General features: G+C 60.6%; 25 protein-coding genes and 4 tRNA genes. 16 read left to right on the top strand and 13 right to left on the bottom strand.

Annotated features, from left to right (window positions below):
• Positions 1-93 precede the first annotated feature (93 nt).
• From BB28_RS03745 to BB28_RS03730, 4 genes are read left to right on the top strand one after another with little or no spacing between them, the layout of a single operon-like run.
• Positions 94-747, top strand: a complete 654-nt coding sequence (locus BB28_RS03745) for a DUF6037 family protein (RefSeq protein ID WP_126315366.1) — start codon at positions 94-96, stop codon at positions 745-747.
• Positions 740-1,453, top strand: coding sequence for a hypothetical protein (locus BB28_RS03740; RefSeq protein ID WP_046252573.1), 714 nt, complete (start codon positions 740-742; stop codon positions 1,451-1,453). Before BB28_RS03745 ends, BB28_RS03740 begins: the two co-directional genes overlap by 8 nt.
• Before the next feature lie 30 nt (positions 1,454-1,483).
• Complete coding sequence (locus tag BB28_RS03735; protein WP_046252572.1) at positions 1,484-1,903, top strand: hypothetical protein; 420 nt, start codon at positions 1,484-1,486, stop codon at positions 1,901-1,903.
• On the top strand, positions 1,872-2,501 hold the full coding sequence (locus tag BB28_RS03730) for a DUF3558 domain-containing protein (RefSeq protein ID WP_081252197.1): 630 nt from the start codon (positions 1,872-1,874) through the stop codon (positions 2,499-2,501). The genes BB28_RS03735 and BB28_RS03730 overlap by 32 nt, the downstream gene beginning before the upstream one ends.
• 37 nt (positions 2,502-2,538) lie before the next feature.
• Here BB28_RS03730 and BB28_RS03725 read toward each other — a convergent pair whose 3' ends face one another.
• The 5 genes from BB28_RS03725 to BB28_RS03705 form a co-directional block, all read right to left on the bottom strand.
• Entirely contained in the window at positions 2,539-2,994 is a 456-nt protein-coding gene (locus BB28_RS03725) for a YbaB/EbfC family nucleoid-associated protein (RefSeq protein ID WP_046252571.1), read from the bottom strand.
• Positions 2,995-3,001: 7 nt separating this feature from the next.
• The gene (locus BB28_RS03720; protein ID WP_046252570.1) at positions 3,002-3,475 is read right to left on the bottom strand and encodes an LppA family lipoprotein; all 474 of its coding nucleotides are present in this window, start codon (positions 3,473-3,475) and stop codon (positions 3,002-3,004) included.
• Positions 3,476-3,559: 84 nt separating this feature from the next.
• A complete protein-coding gene (locus tag BB28_RS03715; RefSeq protein ID WP_046252569.1) occupies positions 3,560-5,476 on the bottom strand; it encodes an alpha/beta hydrolase in 1,917 nt (638 codons plus the stop codon).
• A 6-nt stretch (positions 5,477-5,482) separates the two neighbouring features.
• Entirely contained in the window at positions 5,483-5,791 is a 309-nt protein-coding gene (locus BB28_RS03710; protein WP_046252568.1) for a hypothetical protein, read from the bottom strand.
• A 216-nt stretch (positions 5,792-6,007) separates the two neighbouring features.
• Entirely contained in the window at positions 6,008-6,436 is a 429-nt protein-coding gene (locus BB28_RS03705; RefSeq protein ID WP_046252567.1) for an NUDIX hydrolase, read from the bottom strand.
• A 96-nt stretch (positions 6,437-6,532) separates the two neighbouring features.
• Between BB28_RS03705 and BB28_RS03700 the strand changes: the two genes are divergently transcribed.
• Positions 6,533-7,312: a GntR family transcriptional regulator gene (locus BB28_RS03700; protein WP_046252566.1), complete on the top strand. Its 780-nt coding sequence runs from the start codon at positions 6,533-6,535 to the stop codon at positions 7,310-7,312.
• A gap of 82 nt (positions 7,313-7,394) precedes the next feature.
• On the opposite strand, the gene BB28_RS03695 is transcribed toward BB28_RS03700, so the two are convergent.
• A complete protein-coding gene (locus BB28_RS03695; protein ID WP_081252342.1) occupies positions 7,395-9,953 on the bottom strand; it encodes an AAA family ATPase in 2,559 nt (852 codons plus the stop codon).
• A gap of 255 nt (positions 9,954-10,208) precedes the next feature.
• On the opposite strand from BB28_RS03695, the gene BB28_RS03690 reads away from it, so the two are divergent.
• Genes BB28_RS03690 through BB28_RS03675 form a run of 4 tightly spaced genes read left to right on the top strand, consistent with a single transcriptional unit; the run spans position 10,209 to position 13,406 of the window.
• Complete coding sequence (locus BB28_RS03690) at positions 10,209-10,628, top strand: hypothetical protein (RefSeq protein ID WP_046252565.1); 420 nt, start codon at positions 10,209-10,211, stop codon at positions 10,626-10,628.
• Positions 10,625-11,992: an FtsK/SpoIIIE domain-containing protein gene (locus BB28_RS03685; RefSeq protein WP_046252564.1), complete on the top strand. Its 1,368-nt coding sequence runs from the start codon at positions 10,625-10,627 to the stop codon at positions 11,990-11,992. Before BB28_RS03690 ends, BB28_RS03685 begins: the two co-directional genes overlap by 4 nt.
• Positions 11,993-11,997: 5 nt before the next feature.
• Positions 11,998-12,234, top strand: coding sequence for a helix-turn-helix transcriptional regulator (locus BB28_RS03680; RefSeq protein WP_046252563.1), 237 nt, complete (start codon positions 11,998-12,000; stop codon positions 12,232-12,234).
• Positions 12,234-13,406 (top strand): site-specific integrase, encoded by a 1,173-nt coding sequence (locus tag BB28_RS03675; protein ID WP_046252562.1) that lies wholly within the window; start codon positions 12,234-12,236, stop codon positions 13,404-13,406. Before BB28_RS03680 ends, BB28_RS03675 begins: the two co-directional genes overlap by 1 nt.
• A 31-nt stretch (positions 13,407-13,437) precedes the next feature.
• On the opposite strand, the gene BB28_RS03670 is transcribed toward BB28_RS03675, so the two are convergent.
• The 3 genes from BB28_RS03670 to BB28_RS03660 all read right to left on the bottom strand — a co-directional run bounded on the left by BB28_RS03670 (position 13,438) and on the right by BB28_RS03660 (position 13,727).
• Positions 13,438-13,514: transfer RNA gene (locus tag BB28_RS03670), tRNA-Phe, on the bottom strand.
• 34 nt (positions 13,515-13,548) lie between these two features.
• Positions 13,549-13,625, bottom strand: a tRNA-Asp gene (locus BB28_RS03665).
• Positions 13,626-13,654: 29 nt separating this feature from the next.
• Positions 13,655-13,727: transfer RNA gene (locus BB28_RS03660), tRNA-Glu, on the bottom strand.
• Between the two features lie 139 nt (positions 13,728-13,866).
• Here BB28_RS03660 and BB28_RS03655 point away from each other — a divergent pair.
• Positions 13,867-13,942: transfer RNA gene (locus BB28_RS03655), tRNA-Lys, on the top strand.
• Positions 13,943-14,010: 68 nt separating this feature from the next.
• Complete coding sequence (locus BB28_RS03650; protein ID WP_046252561.1) at positions 14,011-15,297, top strand: MFS transporter; 1,287 nt, start codon at positions 14,011-14,013, stop codon at positions 15,295-15,297.
• Between the two features lie 57 nt (positions 15,298-15,354).
• On the opposite strand, the gene BB28_RS03645 is transcribed toward BB28_RS03650, so the two are convergent.
• On the bottom strand, positions 15,355-16,050 hold the full coding sequence (locus BB28_RS03645) for an alpha/beta hydrolase (RefSeq protein ID WP_046252560.1): 696 nt from the start codon (positions 16,048-16,050) through the stop codon (positions 15,355-15,357).
• Between the two features lie 111 nt (positions 16,051-16,161).
• Between BB28_RS03645 and BB28_RS03640 the strand changes: the two genes are divergently transcribed.
• Positions 16,162-17,124 carry an AraC family transcriptional regulator gene (locus BB28_RS03640; protein WP_046252559.1) on the top strand — a complete coding sequence of 321 codons (963 nt, stop codon included), beginning with the start codon at positions 16,162-16,164 and terminating at the stop codon, positions 17,122-17,124.
• A gap of 8 nt (positions 17,125-17,132) precedes the next feature.
• Here BB28_RS03640 and BB28_RS03635 read toward each other — a convergent pair whose 3' ends face one another.
• Together BB28_RS03635 and BB28_RS03630 are read right to left on the bottom strand one after the other, a co-directional pair.
• Positions 17,133-18,035 (bottom strand): DMT family transporter, encoded by a 903-nt coding sequence (locus BB28_RS03635; protein ID WP_046252558.1) that lies wholly within the window; start codon positions 18,033-18,035, stop codon positions 17,133-17,135.
• A 51-nt stretch (positions 18,036-18,086) separates the two neighbouring features.
• Positions 18,087-18,551, bottom strand: a complete 465-nt coding sequence (locus BB28_RS03630) for a membrane protein (protein WP_030094272.1) — start codon at positions 18,549-18,551, stop codon at positions 18,087-18,089.
• A gap of 102 nt (positions 18,552-18,653) precedes the next feature.
• On the opposite strand from BB28_RS03630, the gene BB28_RS03625 reads away from it, so the two are divergent.
• Positions 18,654-19,142 (top strand): anthrone oxygenase family protein, encoded by a 489-nt coding sequence (locus BB28_RS03625; RefSeq protein ID WP_046252557.1) that lies wholly within the window; start codon positions 18,654-18,656, stop codon positions 19,140-19,142.
• A gap of 45 nt (positions 19,143-19,187) precedes the next feature.
• Positions 19,188-20,036, top strand: coding sequence for an SDR family NAD(P)-dependent oxidoreductase (locus BB28_RS03620; protein WP_046252556.1), 849 nt, complete (start codon positions 19,188-19,190; stop codon positions 20,034-20,036).
• On the opposite strand, the gene BB28_RS03615 is transcribed toward BB28_RS03620, so the two are convergent.
• Complete coding sequence (locus BB28_RS03615) at positions 20,033-21,148, bottom strand: PucR family transcriptional regulator (protein WP_046255504.1); 1,116 nt, start codon at positions 21,146-21,148, stop codon at positions 20,033-20,035. The genes BB28_RS03620 and BB28_RS03615 overlap by 4 nt on opposite strands.
• A 301-nt stretch (positions 21,149-21,449) precedes the next feature.
• Between BB28_RS03615 and BB28_RS03610 the strand changes: the two genes are divergently transcribed.
• Together BB28_RS03610 and BB28_RS03605 are read left to right on the top strand one after the other, a co-directional pair.
• Positions 21,450-22,343, top strand: coding sequence for a 3-hydroxyacyl-CoA dehydrogenase NAD-binding domain-containing protein (locus BB28_RS03610; RefSeq protein ID WP_046252555.1), 894 nt, complete (start codon positions 21,450-21,452; stop codon positions 22,341-22,343).
• A 27-nt stretch (positions 22,344-22,370) separates the two neighbouring features.
• Positions 22,371-23,291 (top strand): hypothetical protein, encoded by a 921-nt coding sequence (locus BB28_RS03605; RefSeq protein ID WP_046252554.1) that lies wholly within the window; start codon positions 22,371-22,373, stop codon positions 23,289-23,291.
• Positions 23,292-23,306: the final 15 nt, after the last annotated feature.

Below are 23,306 nucleotides of genomic sequence, written 5' to 3'. Positions count from 1 at the left end.
TGACTAGCCAGTTTTACTAGAAGGCCCCAGGGCTCTGCAGGCTCCTTATCTGCGAACAGTAGCCATGTCCTTGCCTACTGCCATACTGGCAGCATGAACGATCGAGAACGTGGTGCAACGCATCCGATCGTGCTACACGGGCTCAAGGCTCTCTACCCTTCTATGAAGGCATCGGGGAGACTGCGGGTGCAGTTCGAGCACCGGCACCCGAACAACGGCGCAAAATTCATTGTGGTGTTCTTGGCTGATGCGAGGCCATTCCAACTGATCGTGGTGGCAAAGGGCGCGATCCCCCTGGTGATCGTGACAGACGTGCTGCCTGGGTTTCGAGTCTCGCCATGGATCGAGTCGGGCGTCGCCCTGATTGCCACCCTTAAACGTATTCTTGGTGTAATCCCCGGCGGTCAAACACCATTCAAGCTCACGAGCTTTTTCAAGGAAGTCGCGTCGTCCGCTCCGACGCATGTGAGCGCAGCCGACGACGCGCGACCTTCCGTGATCGCCCGGCATCACAGCGACGTCGAGGAAGCTGACAAGATCTACTTCACCAATTTCCGTCTGCACGGTCAGCATTCCCACGTCACCAAGATCAACTTGGACAAGACGCGGCTGCTGTTAGGGCAAGAATGCTATCGAGTGTGCCGGGATCGAAACATCAGTTCGTGCTGGAGTGCAGATCCTGAACGCGAGAAGCCTTGGGATCTCAGGAAGGCGGAATACAAGCGCGACAATGACACACGTGAGTAATCCATTTGGGGAGAACCTGGCGGCCGAACCGTTTGAAACGGTATTCGCGAACCTGAACCCGGCGATTCAGGGCGCTCTGGATGGGTTCCGGGAGTTGGCCCGGATGTTCGAAGCTGGGCCGCAAGCGACCGCCGAAGCAGTGGCAACGAATCTGCAGTGCGCGCGAGGTGAAGGCGACGTCGCCGTTGCCTCTTTAATGGCGGGTTTGGACGCGATTTTCCGGGGTTACCGCGCGAGCTTCACGCCCTTGGGAGACAGCCTAAACAGGCAGATCAAGGCCATTTCTGCTGCATGGGAGACATATGGTCGCAGTGGACGCTGGATACAACCAACGTCGCGCGAGGTTCCACGGTCCGGCGCACTGGAAGTACTCATCAGCACGAGTGATCCAAGCCCGATGGCTGACGGTCAGCACGTCACCGCGGAGACCATCGAGTCCGCAATCCACAAAGCCACAACCATTGCCAGAAATCTCGCGGGCACCAGCCATCACATGTTCGGGGGCCTAGTTGCTAACGCCCTACCCGTAGGTGAACTCATGGATGCGATAGACATCGCGGCAGTCGATCATGCGAAAGCATTCGCGGACCTGCATAAATCGTTGGCGATGAACATACAGAAGTTCACCAACGCCATTGAAAACAGCGTCAACGTCTACTGGCAGACCGACCGGTGGGATGCTCCGACTGTCGCAACCTGCACCTAGAATCGCTGCGAGTAGATACGAACGCTGCCTATGATGGTCGTCAAGGGGCTGCAAGCCCGGACCAACAAGGGGGTTCTCGTGACCGGTCTTCAAGAGGCGATTGCGAACGCGCAGGCAGGCAAGCTCACCCTGTCGCTCAACACCGAAGAGTTCGACAAACTCATCACAGCATGCGATGTGTACATCGAGGCCCTACGCGATCTACGAGACGACGCGTGGAACTTGAGCGTGCACCCGTTGGGGTTCTCCGAGGGCCACCTCGATTCCGGCAAACAACTTGCGCAAGCCTTCCAACGCAAGGCCGCAGGCGGCTCCAACAGTGCCGAGAGCACTTTCCTATCGCACATTGACCAGGTCGAGGAAATGAAGTCCCTGTTCATTGCGGTACGCAGCAGCATCATGCAGACCGACGCCAGCAATGCGCACAGTTTCGGTGAGCACGGCAGATAGCAAGGGCACCACACTGTTTCGTCTAACACGGCGGCTTACACTCGCGCTCGTCTCACTGACTGTCCTCGTGTCCTCGTGTGCCTCAACCAAAACCAGCACCGACGGAACAGCCGTAACACAGCCTGTCAGCGCCAGTGCTTCGACCAGCACAACAGCGCCAGCGACCAACGCGGGTGGCCGGCCAAAGATCACGTTTGATCCCTGCAGGGACATCCCAACAAGCGCACTACAGGCTGAAAACCTCTCGATGCCCCGCCCCACCAGAAGAACCGACGGCGACATCGAGGACGTATCGTGCGCATTTCGCCCACAGCCAACCGACTATCGGGTCAGGATCGGGGCATCCAACTACACCCTGGACATGGACAAGAAGGTCGATGGGCACTGGGGATTTCAGGACACGACGGTCGGTGGACGCAAGGCGCTGTTCTTCTATCCGGTGCCACAAAATACCAGCGGCTGCGTCATCGATATCGAAGCCACAACCGGCGTGTACGGGGTACTCATCACGGGCGATTACAAATACGGCCCTTACCCTGATTGCATGGCGGCGGCCCGCCACTACGCCGAGGCATTCGTTCAGTACTTCCCTGCCTAGCACCAAGCAATGCTGGCGAAGGTAAGGGCCAATCTCTCTAGCGACGTCGTCCGAGCGGGTCGAAGTTGAATGCATCCTGCGAGGCATCCAATTCCTGCTCCGTCATTCCTCCTACAGCACGCCGTGAATTCAAAGCCGCATCTGGAGCTCTCGATGCTTGTGGCTGCGGCGTGCGCGATTCAACAGATCCGAGTTGGTTCAACATCGTTGCCACATATGAACTTTCGGTCAACTGAGACTGGATGCCCTGTATGTGCTGGTTTGCGTCGGCAATAGCAACGCGGTGCGCTTCGCGGATGGCCCGCGCTAGTTCGTAAGCGGGCATTGTTCGGATCTGATCGTCGAGAAACATGTTGCTGATCGAGCCGTCGCCAGCGACTTCAACCCTCACCCAGCCGCCAGCAGAATCGCCCTGCCCCCGCACTTGTGAAACAGAACGATTCACCTGGGCAGCAGTCCGCATCAAATCATCAAGTCCTGCATCGAGATTCATATCGATGCTACTTCTTCGCGGCAGGTAGTCGACAGCCCGTATAGCCCGAGATGACGAGATTCCCGGAGTAGGCGAGCTTTATGAATATCCCTGCGGGACCGTAGAATCCGATATCATGCTTACCCGGTTTGTCCTGCATAGTTTGCAAGTCGGTGGCACCGAGTTTGGAGGCGGCTTCTCTCGTTGCCTCCTGGATCTTTGACCAGTTTTCCTCGGAGAGGCCAGTTCTGACAGCCACGGCATCCGGTAGGTAAAGGCTCTGCCCGTCACTTTGATCGTAGGGTTTGAAACAGTTCGCCTTGGCGCCCTTATCAAACTCCTGCCATGTGACCGCGGGAACGACGCTGCCCACGGTGCTTTTGATTGCGGCTATGGCTTCCTCTAGTTGCTTCCGGGTGTCCTCCAGCGACGGGAGACCGGTCAACTCTGCGAGGGCTTGCGTGGCCTTGGTCTGCGGTGTCCGCGCATTCGGGTCATTCATCTGACATCCTGTCATCGTCAGGGATACGGCTATGGTGAGACATCCGATCGCATTGCGCCTATGCCGATTTCTTGTCATGTGTCTTTAGTACCTTCCGCCTCCGCCTCGCATCGACGGCTCAGGGATAGCATTTTGGTCGGCCAGGCCAGAAATCACGGCCGCGATGTTGTAGCCAGTGGTTCGCAGTATTGGATTGTTCGCATCGTCCTTGAACCGAGGGTAATCGCTATGTCCAGAAGCTCCTTCTAGCTGAAGTCCCCCAGTCGTGGTCGTTGCTCCGGTTGCCAGATGTGTGAAGTTGGGGTTGGTGGCGGGGTTAGGGCCGAAGTCTCCCCAGCCGAGTACTTCACGACCACCAATTGATGCCACGGCCAACGGCGCAGCAAGTGGATTCGTCACGGTCGTCAGAACCGAGCCTGCTTCCAGGAGGGGTGGTCCGTCATAGACCCATTGGATCGGATCATTCGCGGTTTCCATGGTGAAGACGTGCCCGGGTTGCACACCGAGTTGCCCTGGTGTGGTGGCTTCAATGCCGGGCGAGCCGTAGAAAATGGCATTGTTGACGCCGTGATTGCCAGGCTCCTGTAGCGCGAGACCGGTAGTTAAGGAACCGTAGGAGTGACCAATTGCGGTGACATCTGCGGGACCACCTTGATGGGTAACTTGCAGGCCGTCGTAGAAGCGCGCAAGACTACGTGCTCCGCCTCTGGCCTGCTCGTCGTGGATAACGTCGTTCACCCCGACTAGATTCTCGCCGACACCTTGTGTGCCACTGATCTGCGGCGGGTCATATCCAATCCACGCAATCGTGGCCACTGTTTCGGCCTCGTGACCGGGCGTACTGTGCAACTGACGTAGAGCTTCCCGCTGGAGGGCTGTTCCCTCGTCAGCCATATTGCCGATGGATTCGCGCACAGTCGTGTTGATGCCGGGGGTCGTGACCGAGACGTGATCGGCGGTGTCTGGATTGCCATTCGACACAGCAGTGTGCGCCTGTCGCCCGGTTTGCGTGTCCATGACCATGAGATAGCGATCAGGGTTATTGCGCACAGCCCTATCAGTGGCCTGCAGGTCGGGCAGGTATTTAGACCGTTTGTTGGCGTCATCCAGTTGCCGTTGCCAAGCTTCGTAGTCCATACGGTCTTTAGAAATGCCGCCGACCATAGTTTCGGGAATGTTCTTGCCTGCGGCCCAGTCCGCGTGTTGCGCCTTCAACTGATCAACTGCTGCTGCCGCAGTAGTGGCTCGCCCTAGTTCGTCATCAAGTTTCATCCGGTTGAAACGATCTCGATCAGGGGTGGGCATGTTGTCGTTGTTGCCGATGTACTGGTCATGTAGGTACATCTCGTTCTTTTCGCCTTCGGACAGCGAGTTCCACCAGTCTTTAAAGGCTTTCGGATCTTCTGGTGGCTTGGCCTTGCCGTTAAGGATGTCATCGGTCAGCGTGGCGGTCGGCGTCGAGTCAGGGGCGCGGATCAAGGATTCCATTTCGGCGATTTCGCCGTTGATGGCTGCTTCGGCGGCGCTATCCAACTCGTCAAACAGATGCAGCGCCGGAATTAGCCGTGCCTCAAAGGCTTTGGCCTTCTCATTGGCCTGGTTCTGCAGCAACAAGTACGCTGCGGGATCGGTGACCACGTACTTCAAATCAGGAGCCTTCACGTGTCCGTCATCGGAGACAGTGCAACCAGTCCCGACGGCATCGTCGGCGATACCGAGTGCGTTGGACCGAGCGCTTGACAGAGAGTTCACGCCGTCTTTGATGGCTTGTTCTTGGGACCCGATGGCATCAACGATACGAGTACCCGCTAGGTGTTCGGCCAGAGTTTTGACCGATGCTGCGGCAGCGGCTTCGCCTTTCCAGTCGGCGGTGGCAGTCTCCACGTTGTACTTCATGGTGTCCAGCTGCGCCTTGAACGATTCTTTGACACCGGCTAGCTTGTAGGCCGTTTCAGTGACCAGCTCGGGTTTCATTGCCCGCAACTGTGAAATCAACACCATCGCGAACTACCGCCCGTCCCCGTAGTCACGTAGCTGTGCGGCGAAAGTTTGTTCCTGAGTGTCGTAGTCCAGGGAGGTGTCCCAGGCTGCATGCTGCATCCGGGTGATCTGCCCGCTCATCGCTTTGAAAGCGCGTCCGTTCGGGTCGCCGAGGCGTGCGATGGCTGCCGCGAACTTCGATCCGGGCATGGCCGAACCGGCATCGCGTACCGGGGCCGCAGCGTCGATGTTGTTGATGTTGTTGGCGCGGTACGACAACTCGCTGGCTAATAAACGCAGCTTGTCAGTATCAGCCTGCAGTGCCGGTTTCCCCACCTCAACCCCTACCGATTACATGATTTTCAGGTCACGGTACGACGCTGGCCGCGCTCTGGCAAGCAACCGTCCTCATCGGAAAGTTCACAGCAGAAAGTTTTGAAAATATGGAACCGAATCCGTCTCTACTTCGTCAGAGCGCCATATAAGCCGAATTCCGCGATTAGAGATGGAGACCGACTCACATCGCTCTCCCCCCTTGCCGTAGGTACACGGCTAGACCGCCAGCAGATTCACCCCATCGTGTGCGCGAGAGTGGGGGCGATCATCGAACGCATCAAGCACTCGAATGGCGAAGGCAGGAGTCATCACGGCTTCGACTTGGTCCTTAGTCATCCATCGGACTTCACGAGCTTCTTCAGTGGGATGCGAGTCGCCGCTGTCAGGCCGACACCGATAGACCAGAGCAACGATTCCATGCGTGAGGTTTTTATAGACACCAGTAAGCCGCTCGACCGAGATCTTGAGGCCTGTTTCCTCAAGCACTTCGCGTTGCACGCCGGCTTCGAAGGACTCCCCTAGTTCAAGGACACCACCCGGCGCCTCCCAATGGCCGTTGTCGTCACGCCGAATGACGAGAACGCGGTCATTCTCGTCGACGACAACTCCCGCGACACTCACAGAGTGCTTAGGCATGCCTGCCATCTTGTGCCCCTTTGTCGAGTCCGATGCCGCATAGTGACATAAGCAACGGTGATCTCTAGACTAGTCGTCTAGACATGCAAGGGGAAGGCTGGACTGGTGTTGCAACTTGGCCAGGTAGACCGCGCGGACGACCGTCCCCCCTATCGCCAGATCGCGGACATGCTCAGGGCCGCAATCGAATCGCGTCAGCTCGGCAACGGCGAGCGCCTTCCGTCTGAAACTGAACTGATTGAACATTTCGGCGTGGCTCGCATGACCGTTCGACAGGCCGTGCAGGAGTTGCGCGGCGAAGGGCTCGTTGTCTCCGAGCATGGCCGGGGAGTGTTCGTCCGCCCAAGTCCACCGATCCGACGGCTGGCCTCAGACCGGTTCGCACGCAAACATCGCCACGAAGGTAAAGCCGCATTCTCTGTCGAAGCAGAAAAAATGGGCTATACACCGCGCGTTGACAATATCGTCATTCGCCGCGAGAAGCCTAATTCCATTGTTGCAGAACGACTTCGCATACCGACAACAACAAAAGTTGTTGTGCGGTCAAGGCGCTACCTGGCGGACGACCGACCGGTTGAGACAGCGGTGTCATACATCCCAGTCGCGTTCGCCGAAGGCACCCCAATCGAGCAGCCAGATACAGGACCGGGCGGTATCTACGCGCGACTGGAAGAAGCTGGGCACACCCTCGCACGCTTCACCGAAGAGGTCGGGGCACGTATGCCCACCCCTGCAGAACGACGAGCGCTGGGCATCGGACCCGGGGTGCCGGTGCTGACGGTGCTACGGACGGCTTACGACACGAATGACATCGCAGTCGAAGTCTGTGACACGGTGAAGGTGGCTCCTGCGTACTTGCTCGAATACGAGTTCTCGGCCCGCTAGAACCTCAGAGGTTTACAAGCTCAGCTATCTAGCTACCGATGCTTTATCCCGAGCAACGTATCTGTCGCCAAATTGCGAGCGATTAATCCTGGGCGGAGTTGTAAGCGGTTCTGGCCTGCGTCAGTTCGAGCCAGTGAGCTTCGAGCCCCGCGAGGGTAGGACTGACACCGAGGCTAGGCAACGGTTGAGAATGCCCGTCGATATACCGACACGCCTCTTTGAAAATGTGATTGACGGTCTTGATGGCGGCGGGGAGCGCCCCCGGCTTGATATTCGGAAGGCAGGTCATGCGAACGTTGGGCTGGTATCGCTGGGTAACCCCTTGAAGCAGTTCGGTCTCGGTGAACACCTCGCACCAGGACCTGATCCAGTCGTAGCCGGTACGAACGAGCGCCGCACGGGCGTCGCCCTGTTGAGACTTGGCCGCCTGAATAGTCTCGTTGATGTTCTTCTTCAAGTTGTTCAAGCTATCCCAACGAGGGCCAGTGGCTCGAGTAATCTGCCCCTTGCCATCCTCGTCGGTTACTTGAAAGTATGTGCACCGCTTGGTTTCGTCCATAAGCGTGAGCAACGTCGTTGCGAAGAAAATGTCGTGGGTGAACACGATCACCTGCGTTGTCTCAACGAGTGCAACGATACGTTGTGCGACCTCATTTATACGACGGTGATCGAGACTGGAGACTGGGTCGTCGAAGATGACCGGCGCAGTAATGCCGGCGAGGCGCGCCTCCGCTAGAAAGTCCGCCATTGCGAGCACCTTCTGCTCTCCTTCGGAGAGAACCTTCGAAGGCTTATGCTTGCCGCTGAGTACTTTCCGGCGATGTGCACGCCCCTGACGGCCGACAAATTCCACGTTCAGCATGGGTGCTCGAAGGGCTGCACATTCTTCATTAAACAGCGCGTCGAAGCTTGCATTGATCATCTGGTCGCTCGCAGTTTTAGCGAGTCCAGTGACCGTACGCAAGAGGCCTGGCATCGGCTTCGCAAGAAGTGTTAACCGGTCGGCGTGTTTGGCGTCATGTACACGCGACTCGATTAGCGACCATGACTTTGTTAACTCGGCTGCAGCTTCGAGTTCAATCAGCTCCTTCTTCTTCTCTACGAGCGCCTCGGCCCCTGCGGCGGCTTGTTTTCTCAACTCGGTTACCGCTTGCGTGGTGTCCGCTAGCGCCGCGGCTAGTACACGGGCGTCTTCGGCGGCGGGTCCGGTCAGACTGGGCTCAACGCTCGATGCAGTCTGAATATGCTGAGTTAGCTTGGCGATGATGTCCAGCGTCCGATCTAGTTCGGCGTGGAACGTTGGCTTGTCATCGGTCTCGGCATACTCGCCAGCGAACGTGGAAGCATCTCCGATCTGGGTTGACATGACAGGTTCAGTGAGCGCGTCTAGCCGCATTTTCGACGCGGCGATCTCACCGGCGATCTTGTCTTCTAAATACACGGAGTACTTACTGACGAGTGCCCGCGCAGCCTCGTCCAACGGCTGACGGCAGTACAGACAACGGTCGATATCGTGGACTCCCTGACCAACAAGGTGCGCCCGATACGCCACACCCGCCTCAATGAAGCCGCCCCAGGTGTCATCGGGCTCAGCAGGAAGATCCGCCGCCGCGAACAACGCCGTACGAAATGTGCGGTAGTCCTCTTGAAGACCTGCGCGCGTGATCAGTTCGCCGTCGTAGGAGACCACATCGAAGTCGGCAACCGCGGTAGCAGAGGCGACCGCCTGAGTTAGAACATTTACGACTCGCTGCTGGAGCTTGATCTGGGCGCCGATCGTGTCTCCTTCCAATGCGGCGACTGTGCGACGCAAATCGGCGATACGAGCATCAACGTTCGGGTCCGGATCGGCAGCCGCCCTCAACTCTTCCAAATCTGTAGCCGCCCCGAGTGTTTCGATAAGCGGATACACACGGGCAGCGCGCGGAAACCTCGACAAGATTCCTGTCGAGCCTGACCGCAAGTCCTGAACAGTTCCATCCACCTGACCTTGCACTGACTTAATACCGGCAATCACATGATTGAAAAGAGCCAATACCACTGGTACATAAACATATTCAAGATCATCATCGACGTGAAAACTGACGCAAGGGCTGTCAAAAATGGAGATCCTGGTGAACGGAGTGACGCCATGCTGACCAGTCCAGACGTATGTCTTCGACTCTGTGCCAAGTAGATAGGAGACGACTGCAGACTTTTCTTTCGGCGCGCTTGTTTCGATGTTTCCGAGGATCGCGTCAGCGGTACGGCTAGCCGCTAGAGCCTTAAAGATGCGGGAGTATCCAGTCTTACCCGTGCCGTTCTCGCCGAACAGGATCGTAAGCCCTTCGTCCGGTTTGATGCTCCCGCCTTCAACTAGTGCGTTGACACCGGTGACCTCGGAGAGGGACGTTAGCGTCAGCGGTTCGATCGCCTCATCCTCCCCTTCGAAAGTGGCTAACAGTTCCTCAATGGGGAGCTCGCGGGCATCGAACGCTTTCTCCTGCCGAAAGAGGGCGTACGCGCCAGCCTCTTCGCCAGCTCCGAGAGGGCCGCCTCCTTGCAGTACATGCCGAACGATGAAACGCACCCACTCATCCGAAGCATTTGCCCACTCGCTGAGAAGGTTACGTGGGTCCACCCGTTGCGGTGGCGTCGCCATATCCGTCACTATTGCCCTCCCTCGCCGAGTACGAGGTCACAATTGACCAGGCAACTCCAAGGCGAACCCTAGCTGGGCCCAACAGTACGAGGTGGGGATTTTTCGCCACTGGGCCCGTTCTGCCCGGAAGGCACACCACGAATGTGGCGGGGACATCGGCGCACAAATTCAGCACCCCTTGACTCCTCTAGACGACTATGTATGCTGAATCTTGTCTAGAGGAGTTCTCTAGTCCATGCGTAAGGAGTGATTGCAATGGAGATCAAACACACAGGCGAGCTGTATGGATGGGTGACCAACCAGCCCCGGCAGCGCTCGCTGTACTCAGGCCGTGGTGAAAGCCGCGTAGTCACAGGACGCGAGTGCGACGCTACGGGGATCGCGGTCTCGGGCGTGGAGTCAGTAATCGTCAGCGACTCGCTCGGAGTAACGCCAGGGGCCACCCTGGTCATGCCGGACGCATTGGCTGCCGATGTGCCGGTGGGGACCGTAGTCGCGGTCAGTGGGGTCAACGGTCTGTCGGCACGGATCACTGGCGGCGACTTCGGCAGCACCCGCGTGTCGATCTTCGGAGTCACGGAAATCCGGGTCATCGCCGACGGTGCGAAGTTGATCCGTGATGCCGCCACCAAGCAAACATCTTCTGCCCGTGCAGGTTCGGGAGCGCAGTCATGACACCGAATTATCCCTACCCCACCATGCCGGAGCTGCCGGATTACTCCTACTACCCGAGCGGAGGCGTAGATCTCGTCCACCTGGTCACGATGACCGGAATCTGGTTGGCCGTGATCTTCGGTATCGCGCTGATTGTGTTGACCTGGTGGAAGCACGCGGACGCGGGCAGTTTCGAGCGCTATCTGGCTGGCCCGTTGCGGCGTGCCCGGTGGCGGTGGTGGCTACGGGGCCGCTGGTCACACATCGCCAGACGCTGCGGACTGTCGGTGTCCGAACAAGTCACCAAGAAGGATAGCGAAGGCAAGGTTCACACCGAGACGGTATGGACGCACCCAACCCTGATGAAAGTGGCCACCTCACAGACCTGCCTGTACGCCACGGTCCGCACTCGTGTCGGGCAGACCGTCGATGACTTAGAAGCTGCCGTGCCCGCGATCCGCGATGCCGCTGGGGCGCATTCGGCGCGCGTCACGGTGGTTGCTCCGGGCACTGTGCGCATGGAATTCGTGATGCGCGAACACCTCTCGGCAGTGAGCAACGCGCCCACCGGACCGACCCCAACCACCGCGACGACGGCCCCGGTCGTGTCGGCAGTGTCGGCAACCCATGTCCAGTTGGGGCTCTGCGAAAACGGTTCTTCCTGGCTGCTGCCGATTGCTCAGCGGCACACCCTGGGCGTAGGCTGCTCCCGTTCCGGGAAAGGCTCACTGCTGCAGGGCATCGCCTGCGGCTTCGGCCCCGCCGTCTCGGCTGGCCTGGTCAAGTTGATCGGGATCGATCTGAAATTCGGCATCGAACTAGCACCGACAAAAAAGCTGTTCACCCACATCGCCACCACCGAAGAAGATGCGGTGAAAACCCTTGCCGCCCTCGAAAAAATCATGAAACAGCGCGGCGAAGGTATGGCCGATAACAGCCGTAACCACACCCCCACCACCGCGTCCCCGCTGGTGGTGCTGCTCATTGATGAGCTGGCCACCTTGACGCACTACATGACCGACACTGCGCTCAAGAAGCAGGCCAACATGTCTTTGTCCCTGTTGTTGAGCAAGGCAGCGGGGCTGGGCATCGTCGTCGTGGGCTTCTTGCAGGACCCCCGCAAAGAGGTCCTGCCCATGCGCGGACAGTTCACCCAAACCATCGCCCTGCGGCTGCGCTCACGCGACGAGGTGAACATGGTCCTGGGCGACGGGATGGCAGATAAAGCACCGGCACACCGCATCGACCCCAATAAACCCGGCACCGGATACGTCATCGCCGACGACGGAGCCGTCATGAAAGTCCGGGCCCACTACTGGGCCGACGACCAAATCCGTTCCACTGCAACCCAATACCAACCGACCACCACAGCACGGAAGGGATAGAATCGATGGTGATCCACGGTATCCGAGAGGCCCTGATCGCATCCGGAAACTTCCCAGAACTGTTGACCGCCGAACAGGTTTCGGCGCTGCTGCGGGTCTCCGCAGCCACCCTGAACCGGTGGGCCGCGATCCGGGAAACCACCGGCCAGCAGGTCGGCCCGCCTTGCTACTCGCTGTCCGAGCGGGTACGTCGCTGGGATAGCGGCGAGGTCCGCAAATGGCTCAAAGGGGTCGCGCGCTGATGGCCGGAAACACCCCGCGCGGAATCCGCAAGCGCCTTGGCGCATCCGGGCAACCTCGCTATCAAGTCCGCTACCTCGTACGAGACGCGTCGTCTTCGTCTGGCTGGGCGGAAACCTCGACCACGTTCGCCACGCTGCGAGAAGCCAAAGCGTTCAAGGCCGACCGTGACAATGAAGCTGCCCGAGGCCATCAGCGTTTCGACCCTCGTCTGGGCCGCACCCCGCTCGCAGCGATTTGGGAACAATATGCGGCCACGAAAAAGCCTGCGGTATCGCCGAAGACGTGGAGCGGCTATACGCAACACTGGCAGCTTCGCATCCAACCGCGATTCGGCCATGTGCCCGTCGATGAAATCAGCCGCGCCGACGTACAGAAGTTCCTAGACGCCCTCACCGTGGGGCCATGGGCGAAAGTGTCTACCCTGCGGCTTCTGCGCTCCATTCTGGAGGTCGCCCGTGAGGATGGTCGTATCCACCGCAACCCCGCACTCGGTGTCTCCCCTGGACGCATCCCCGAACGCGAGCGCCACCGCTATCTCACAACCGTGGAAGTTGCCGCGCTGGCTGCCGCCTGCGTCGACCAGGGTGATGTTGTCACGATCCTGGCCTATACCGGCTTGCGCTGGTCCGAGCTAGTCGGCCTGCGCGTCGGTGACATCGATCTCGACGCCAAGCGCCTGCACGTTCGCCGTGCCGCACCCGAAGTCGAAGGCCGCATCGTCATCGGCCAAACCAAGACTCTCAACTCCAAACGCACCGTCCCTCTACCCCAAGTCGTCATTGACGCACTCACGCCGCGTATTGCCGGCCGCAAGCCCGACGAACCCGCCGTGACATCACCCAACGGAGCATTACTGCGCTCGAACAACTGGCGCAGGCACACGCACTGGAAGAAAGCTCTGAAAGCCACCAAGCTCGCACCGCTGACTATCCATGATCTGCGGCACACCTACGCCAGCCTGGCCCGGAAATCCGGCGCAGACCTGCGCTACGTACAGAAAACCATGGGCCACTCCACACCCACCGTGACCGCCAACATCTACAGCGACCTCTACGCAGACGAACTCGACCAAGTGGCCACGAATCTCGACCAACTGCACAAGAACGAGACGAAGCCCCGAAACACGGGCGAGAAGACCGGACAAGAACCGGACGAAGAAATCAATCCATAGAGTGCACGAATCGTGTCCATGCAGGTCAGAATGGTGGCCAGGGCCGGGATCGAACCGGCGACCTTCCGCTTTTCAGGCGGACGCTCGTACCAACTGAGCTACCTGGCCGGACGGCAGATCCACAGATACTGCCTCGCCGTACTGGCGACCCTGACGGGACTCGAACCCGCGACCTCCGCCGTGACAGGGCGGCGCGCTAACCAACTGCGCCACAGGGCCTTACTCTGCTCCCAGTATGACTGGTTGCGTACCCCCAACGGGATTCGAACCCGTGCTACCGCCGTGAAAGGGCGGCGTCCTAGGCCACTAGACGATGGGGGCCCATTCCGAATCTCTCCGGGGTACCCACAACGCTTGTCGCGTTGGGAGCTCGCCCAGCTTAGGGCACAACCCGCCCAGAACCCAAACCGGATAACCACGGTGCTTGCGTGGTGAGCCAACCAGTATCCTGTCTCTCCGCGCCCCTATAGCTCAGTTGGTAGAGCTACGGACTTTTAATCCGCAGGTCCCAGGTTCGAGCCCTGGTGGGGGCACCAGCACGCCGTTGCAATCAGCGGGAGCAGGAGCCTTATCAGGCCCGCACCCGCTGCCTACCGTTCGGGCAATGACGTCGACAGCTGAGGAAACCACCGAGACACCCGCGCGGCAATCCCGCCCAGTGACCTTCCGGCAGGCGTTTTTCGTCGCCGTGACAGCGGGCCTCGGGTACGGCTTCGACTCGTATGCGGTGAACATCTACGGTCTGGTGCTGCCCGAGATCAAGAAGACGCTGCACATCACCGAGGCCCAGGCGGGCTACATCGGCTCGATCTTTCTGCTCGGCTACACCATCGGCACCATCGGCTTCGGTCTCGCCGCCGACCGGTGGGGTCGCAAGACGACACTCGGGGCCTCGATCCTGCTGTACGGCATCACGACCGCCCTGGCGGGTCTCACCACGAACGTCGCCGCATTCACCGGGCTGCGGTTCCTGACGGGCGTCGGCGGGGCCGGCGAGCTCGCGGTCGGCGCCCCCTACACCGCCGAGGTGTGGCCCGCCAAGACTCGTGCCATAGGCGTTGGCGGCGTCATCTTTTCACTGTTCTCGCTGGGATACGTGCTCGCCGCCGGCGTTGCCCTGGCCCTAGTTCCACGGTTCGGCTGGCAGGCGGCATTCGTCGTCGCGATCGTGCCCGCGGTCGTACTTTTCCTTGCCCGGCAAGGCATCAAGGAATCTCACCGCTACACCCAGACGAAAGCCAAGGTCGAACGCGGCGCCACCAAACCCACGCTGTGGCATGTCCCCGGCGTGCGTCGACGGCTCATTGTCGGCTGGCTGGTCTACACCGCCAACGCGATCGGCTACTGGGGCATGACACTCTTCCTGACCACATATATCGTCAAGAAGTTCCACGCCACTTCGGTGGAAGCGATCCGCTACGCCCTGATCTTCTTTCTGCTGCAGGCCGTCTTCGTCTTCATCGGCACCGCACTCGCCGACTGGATAGGGCGGCGCCCCTCGGCCATCCTCGCCGCAATAATCGAAATCGCTTCTACTGCACTGGGAGCCACGTCAGACTCGCTCTCGCAGTATCTGGTGTTCGGCGCCATCTCCATCGCGACACTCGGTTGGCTGTGGGGCGTCGGCGATACCTACGTCGCCGAGCTGTTCCCCACTGTGTTGCGTGGCACCGGATTCGGTATCGCGGTCGGCGGTGGTCGCGTCGTCTCTATCGCCGCGCCTACCCTGGTGGGCTGGGCCATAACGCATTACGGAATTCAAACGCCGTATCTTGCGCTGAGCGGGCTGTGGATCCTGACGATTGTCGGATACCTGCTGGGCCCTGAAACCAAGGGCAAGGAGCTCGAAGACCTTGCCGACGAGGCCTTTACCGAAGATCTGGCGACCTAACGAACGCCGATGGGGGCACCGGCAACATGTGCCGATGCCCCCACGCGTGTGATTCTCTTAGCCGGCGAGTTCCTCAGCGGCCTCGGAGATCAGATCGGCGATGGCAACGGGTTGCGACGCCAAGGAGGCGTGGCTGGCATCCAGTTCGATGGTCTTGCGGGGGTTGATCCGCTGCGCCATCTTGCGCTCGTTATCCGGGTTGATCATCCGGTCTTGCGTGGATACCTGGTACCAGGAGGGCTTGACCTTCCATGCGGGTGCCGTGATGGCGTCACCGAATGTCGATGCCAGCGGCGCCTTTTGAGTGACAGCCATGATGAGGGCCGCATCCTCGGGCAGATCCTGCGCGAAGCTCTCACGGAACTTGTCCTGCTTGATCCACAGATAGCCATCGCTATCCGGGGCCAGGTTGGCTGCCGCCGCGGGCGGCAGCTGCTCGGTCAGCTGACCGGGGCTCTCCCCCGCGTCGGGAGCGAACGCCGCGACATAGACCAGGCCCGCCACGTTCGGGAGATCGCCCGCCTCGGTGATCACCGCGCCGCCGTAGGAGTGCCCGACAAGGAGCACCGGGCCGTCGATCTGCTCCACCATCTGCCGTGTGCGGGCAGCGTCATCGGCCAGTGACGTCAATGGGTTCTCGACCGCATATAGCTCCCCGTAGCCACGCTTGTGCAGCTCGACGATCACGTTCCCCCAATGTGCGGCGCCACCCCAGAATCCGTGGACCAGGACGATAGCCGGTTTGCTGGACATATCTGCCTCTCAGTAGATGTTGGACGACCTCGACCCCGTCGTGTCCGCTCTCGGCGGCGCTGTTGACTTACCGGGGCTCCACCAACATATTTGGACTATGGAGCAAGTGGTATGACCGATCATCCTGAATATTTTGCCGATCAGCCAAAATCGCACAGCTGGTTCTCAGATTCTCCCGATATCGACGCCTTCTCGGGAGTCTTGTCCGCCATCGGGTTGCGCGGAGAAACCGTCATGCGTTGCTCCTCCGAGCCGCCTTTCGACATCGCACTACCTTCGAACGAGCGCGTGCTGCACATCGCAGAAACTCCGGGCCTTCGCGTGCACATCGACGGAGATCTCGAGCACACCCTCGGCGCAGGGGACATGGTGCTGCTGGCACGGGGTACGGCGCACCGCCTCGCCCAGGGCGAGCCAACCTGTGTCCGAAATCTTTCCGCGGCGGACGGGCACGTGAGCGCGCGTGATAGCCACACCGCAACCCGTTGGGTCAGTGGACGATTCACCGCGGAGAAGAAGGCCGCCGACCCCCTGCTGTCGGTCCTGCCGCCAGCCATCGTCGTGCGGACCGACCAGCCCGGACATGAATGGCTATCACTGTCTCTCCAGCTCGTGCTGGCCGAAGTCGTCACGCCCAGCCCGGGCTCCTGGGTGATGCTCTCACGGATCCTGGACCTGCTGTTCATTCACGCACTGCGGGAGTGGTCGACCTCCGACCGCGCCGAACCAGGCTGGCTCACCGCGGCTCTGGATCCCCGGCTTGCACCCGTCCTCACCGCGATACACAACAACCTGGCGCACCCCTGGTCCATCGCGGAGCTCGCCAAGCACGCGCAGCAGTCACGCTCGGCCTTCACCCAACGATTCACCGCGCTGCTGGGGCAACCGCCCGCCGGTTACATCACCGAGCGACGGCTCGACCGGGCAGCGCATCTGCTGCGCTTCAGCACCGACGCGGTGAGCCAGGTCGGCAGAGCCGTCGGTTACACCTCCGACGCCGCGTTTAGCCGGGCGTTCCAACGCCGATTCGGCGAGCCTCCGCTGCGGTGGCGCATGCGGCACCGGTCCAGGTGACCGCCAGGTCAGCGACTTCCCTTGCGGCTCAATATGATTCCTGCGACCACGATCGCCCCTCCCAGGGGTTCATGCCATCCGATTCGCTCGTTCAAGACCAGTGCCCCCAGCAGCACCCCGATCACCGGGGCCAGGTAGGTGACCGAGGACGCGGCGGTGGCACCCCATCCGTTGACGATCTGGGTGTTCCAGACGTACGCCAGTCCGGTGCCCAGCACCCCGAGAGCCGCCATGCTCAGCAGCACGGCGGGGGTGATCGCCATCCGGTGATGGTCAGCGAGCGCCACCACGGCGGTCATCAGCACCGCTCCCAAACCCACCTGAATACCGGCGACCGCAAGCGCGGGTAGCCCCAGCGGCGTGACGTACTTGCGCATGTACACAAACCCGATCCCGTAGCTCATGGTTGCCCCCAAGCACGCGAACTGCGCCAGCACCGGCTCTCCGTGGCCGATCAACTGCCACGGGGCCAACACCACGCACACCCCCAGAAACCCGAGCCCCAATCCCAGCAGCTGCATCCGGCCCGGTCGCTCAGCGCGCAAGGCGACAAGGGTCACCAATGTGGTCATCAGTGGGGTCGCCGCGTTGTAGATGCTGGCCAGCCCCGAGTCGATGCTCTGCTCAGCCCAGGGATAGAGCACGAACGGAATGACGCACAAGGTCAGCGAGACAACGCCGATGTGCCCCCACACCTTGAGCTCGCGCGGCAGCCAAACACGCAGCAGCACAACCAGAGATGCCAGCGTCAGGGCACCGAAGTCCAAACGCGCGGCAGCCACCTGTAGCGCCGACAGTCCTTGCAGCCCGACCTTGATGAACAGGAAACTCGCACCCCACACCAAAGCAAGAGCGGCGAACCTCAAGGGAAGCCAGCGGCTACGGGCAGGGGCGGCAGTCGCGGTGTCCACCCAGCAATTCCACAGGACACCCAACCGCCCGCGCTAGCGGTTTTCCGCCATCTAGACGCCGGTACTGGACCCTGGGCGCACGATCATCAGCACGGTCACCGCTGCCCACAACAGGTTGAAGATCCCGGTGAACATCGCCAACCGCGCGAATACCCGCGCATCGAGGGACTCACCATCGCCCAGCTGGACCAACACCCGTTGTTGGCGCGGCAGCATCACAAACACCAGCACCACCGCCGCTATGCCGGTGAGCATCAGCGATGCGATCAGCCAGGGGCTGCCCAGCACCCCCATCAGATCGGCCAGCGGCAGACCAAACATCGGAATCGCAATCCCTACCACGGCATATACCCGGCAGACCCGATGCAGGGTGCGCAGACTTCCCAGCTCGCCGCCACCATCGGGCGTGGCGGCGGCCCGCCGCGCGAATGCCGGAAACATGCTGGCTGCCACGGCGATTGGCCCCACCGCAAGAATCACCGCCAGCACATGGATGGAGAGCAATAGCTTGGTCACGCGCAGACGGTATCGGTACTACCGCAATGCCGAAAGCCTGCAGCTGGCCATATTTCGACGACTTTCGGCCGTATCACGCCACAATCTTGGGAGTATGTGCCGATGGGCCGTCGGATACTGATGTACTTCACCGTGTTCGGGATCGCGATGTGGTTCTTCGGAAACCTCTACGAGGCCGTCGTGATCGGACCGAACATCGCCGGTGACACCAAGGAACAGCTACGGGCCTTTCAGCAGTTCACCGAGGTCACCAACCCGGTGTACTACTACATCCCGCTCACCCAGATCGCCGCCGTCACGCTGATCGTCTGGTTCGTGCGCACCCCATGGCGGGCCCCGGAGAAGCGCTCACTGTTTATCGCGAGCCTCGCCGAGATAGCGGCGGTCGCTCTCTCGATCTACATCATCACCAAGCTCAACATGACGCTCTTCTTCGGATCGCTTGGCGAAACTCCCGAGGAGCTCCACCGTCTCGCGCTGCAATGGAATCTGCTCAACCTCGTCCGGGCTGGGGTGACGGCACTAGCACTGGTGTTTGCCCTGGGGGCATTGACCAAAGTACGTGCGCGGACGTCGACGCAAATCCCTTAACCTGTGACACTCGATCTCATTTAGCCATCTCAGCGAGGAGTGCGCATGCCCAAGACGATCGTCATCACCGGCGCCAACGCCGGCATCGGCCTGGCCAGTGCGCACCGATTGGCCGCCGATGGACACACCATCGTCATGGCGTGCCGCAATCAAGAGAAAGCCAACGCCGCCCGCGACCAGATCCTGGAAGCGACGCCGGGCGCGCGGGTCGATGTCCTGTCGCTGGATTTGTCTTCGTTCGGACACATCCGACGTTTCGCCACTGAGCTGGCAGCACAGCATCCCCACGTCGATGTGTTGATCAACAATGCCGGCGCCTCACCCATGCGCCAGTCCAAAACCGAGGATGGTTTCGAGCTGCAATGGGGGGCCAATTATCTGGGCCCCTTCTTGCTGACGCACCTGCTGCTTCCTCAGTTGCAGGCCGCACCAACCGGCGATGCCCGCATCATCCATCTGGCTTCGGTCGCCCACAGCGTGGGCAGGATCAACGAAAACACCTGGCGAGGAAGGCGTTTCTACTTCACTTTCTCTGCCTATGCGCAGTCCAAGATGGGTAATCTCCTGTTCAGCAATGCGCTGGCCCGTCGCCTTCCTGAAGGTGTCACGTCGAACGCACTGCATCCCGGCAACGTCAGATCCGACATTTGGCGTGAGATACCGCAGCCCGCGCGGTCGCTGGTGATGCTGGCTCTGATCACACCGGAGCGGCCGAGTCAGCTGATCACCGACATGGCGGTATCGGAGGAGCACCACGGGCGCAATGGGGAATACCTCGCCGCACAAACACCGAGCCCGGTGCGGCGCTACACCAAAAACCAAGCGGCGCAGGATGACCTGTACGCCAAGAGTTGCGGACTCGTCGGTGTCGAGCCGTTACCGGTCCGCGGCTAGGGAGGGTTGAGGCGGCGCTCGGCTTCGATGGCGAGATGCAGCTCGGCGATGTCACGGGGGCGAGCGATATCGCGTCCCGTCAGTTGCTTGAGCCTGCGCAACCGATACCGCACGGTGTTGGGATGGCAGAACATCGCACCTGCAGTGGCCGGAATGGAACCGTCACAGGTGACCCACTGCTGAAAGGTGCTCACCAGCAATTGCCGATCCGCGGCACCAATGTCACCGAGGCCACCTAACACCAGATCGCAGTATCGCTCCATGGTCGGTGGATCGGTAACCGCCGCTATCGCATAGGGATTCACGTCGAACGCCAAAACCGCCTCGTCCCCGGTGGCCGCCAACAAAGCGGCCTTGGCATAGTTCAGAGCCGAACCATGCGGAGGGTAGCCGTCATATACCGGGCTAACCCCTATTCGCTGCGCGACAAGACCGCGGAGCGCTTCGCCCAGCTCTCCGAGCCGCGAACGCATAACGAGCGCAACCACTCCCACCTGCATATCGGGCTCAACCCGCCATGCGGAGGCAAAGCCACGGTCGCCCAGGGTCTTCTCCGCAGCGCGCAACGCGCGGTAGTCGAGCGGCCCCGAATCAATGGCAACCACGACGAAGCACCCGGATTCCGGTAGACCGAGTAGATGTGCCGCATCCCCTGCGGTCATGCCCGCTGGTAAGCGGCCGTCGATGAGCCCACCTACCAGCGCAGAACGTTCCTGATCCCGGTGGATGAGCTGCTCGACGACGACCTCGCGGTACCCCTCGGCCATCGCGTCGGTATAGATGTCCTGGTTCTGCCACGCCTGTGAAGCCGCGGCCCGCAATTCCTGCCGCGACAAGCCGGCTGCGTCAATCGCCTGCAAGATTTGGTCCCATAGAAATTGGCCCCCGGCCCGGTAGGCCGACATCACGTCGGCCAACGGCACCCCTTGTTCTGCGCGCAGCCTGCCGACCCGCCCCGCCACACTCGTATCGGGGGCTCCCGCTCCCATTACCTCCAAGACGAACACCATCTGGTCACGGCCGGCCGCGAATAGATCGTCATCGGTGACCAGCGCAGGATCCCGGTATGCGGCGACGCGTTCGCGAATGATCCGACATTGTTCGGCGCACATCTCGTCCACTCGAACAAGCAGCTGACGTCCGACAACATTCAGATTTGCCTTCGCGGCGTCCGACAGTGACTCACCCACGGTGACCAGGCTACTGCTTCCCCCACGTCACGGATTGTTCAAATGGACAATCAATCTTGGCCTATACACCATCGACGTGCGACTTAGAGCTAGATACGTTGTTCATAGAGTCAGAATCAAGTCGATAGAGCACGGTGAGGCGCCACACGGATAGCCGCGGACACGCGGCAAGGCAAGAACCCGATTCTGCCGTTGCTACGCCACACAAGAGGCAGGAGGAACAATGAGCGATCAGCAGAAGACCATGGCAGTCGTCGGCGCCGGCGTCATCGGACTGTCGTGGGCACGGCTGGCCCGTGACCATGGGTGGCGCGTTGGCATAACCGATCCCCGCGAGGACCTCGATGCGGTGGTTGAAGCAACCTTCGGCGCAGATGACCCCGACGTGTTCGCCAGCCACACACTCGCCGAGGTCGTCGCCGAAGCAGACTTGGTCCAAGAAAACGGTCCCGAGCGCCTAGCCGTCAAACACGACCTATTCGGCCAGTTCCTGGAGTCGGCCCCCGAGCACGCGGTGTTGGCCACCTCAAGCTCCTCGATCGGCGCGACGCTCATCGCCGACGGCCTCGATGCAAGCGACCGCATCGTTGTCGGTCATCCTTTCAACCCGCCCGAGTTGATGCCTCTCGTTGAGGTGGTTCCCGGAGCGCATACGAGTGATTCCACGCTTCGGACCGCTCTCGAACTGTATCGAGCTCTGGGCCGCGCGCCGATCGTGATTCGTCGCGAGGTCCCCGGTTTCGTCGCCAACCGGCTCCAGGTAGCACTCACGCGCGAGGCTCTATACCTCGTCGCGGAAGGTGTGGTCAGCGTCCCGGACCTCGACTTCGCCCTCCAGAACTCGCTTGGTTTACGCTGGGCCGCAACAGGATTGTTCGAAGGAAACGCACTGGGCGGCGGCCCGGAGGGCGCGCGGCATCTGTATAAGGGCCTTGGTGCCGAGGTAGGCAAGATCACGCCGGGAACTCCCCCATCGGACCCACAGATCATCGAACAACTACTCGAAGCAATCGACGCCGCCTATGGGACCGGCGACGAGAACTACCACCGGCTACTGACGCGACGCAACGAACGCACCCGTGCGGTCTTGGCGGCACTACATCAACTAGATGCCTGAATAGCACGACATCCCAAGGAGAACAGCATGTTTCGACACCTTCTTGCCCTGAATCAGCTCCAGAGAACCATCCTGAAGTTCCCCGTCTCGGGTGGAGAACCCACGGAATTGGTGACCGAACTCAATGAACTGCCCGACGGCATAGTCGTCGACCCCGCGCGGCAGAACATCTACTGGACCAACATGGGCGTGCCCACACTCACCGACGCCAACCAACCCCTCACCGAGCACAACCTCGACTTCTACGGAAAGAACGGTTCCATCGAGCGAGCAGCCATCGATGGAACCGAGCGATCCTACCTCCTGCCAACAGGAAGTTTTGTTACTGGTAAACAACTTTCGGCGGCGTGGTCACTCGGACGGCTGTACTGGTCCGATCGCGAGGGCGCGGCTGTTCGCAGCGCGCGGCTGGACGGCAGTGACCTACGCGACGAGGTGATCGTCGCGGTGACCGAATCGGACCGCAACATTGTTCGCAATCATTGCGTCGGCGTGGCGGTCGACGAACACAACGGACTTCTGTACTGGACGCAGAAGGGCCCTACCAAGGGTGGCGATGGACGGATCTTTAGAACTTCCTTGGAGATCCCCTACGGACAGACTCCACAGCACCGAGACATAGAGGTGCTATGGACCGACCTGCCCGAGCCGATCGACATCGAACTAGATCTTGACGCCGGATTGATCTACTGGACCGACCGGGGCGCAGCACCCTTGGGCAATACGTTGAACAGAGCCAAGATTCCTGCCCCCGGACACGGAGGTGGCGAGGTCACGATTCTCGCTTCGGGATTCAGCGAAGCGATCGGCCTGGCAATCGACAAGGAAGCCGGCATCGCCTACGTGAGCGATATGGCGGGAGAAATCCGGGCCGTCAACCTCGACGGCAGCGGCGAGCGCTCGTTCGCGAAAGTCGACGGCAACCTCACCGGAATCGTTGGAATCTAAACGAACTCGCCAATC

Origin of the sequence: Mycobacteroides chelonae CCUG 47445 (assembly GCF_001632805.1) — a bacterium.
Classification (GTDB): domain Bacteria; phylum Actinomycetota; class Actinomycetes; order Mycobacteriales; family Mycobacteriaceae; genus Mycobacterium; species Mycobacterium chelonae.
Note: the sequence above shows the minus strand (reverse complement) of the source record. Positions and strands in the feature narration are given on the sequence as shown.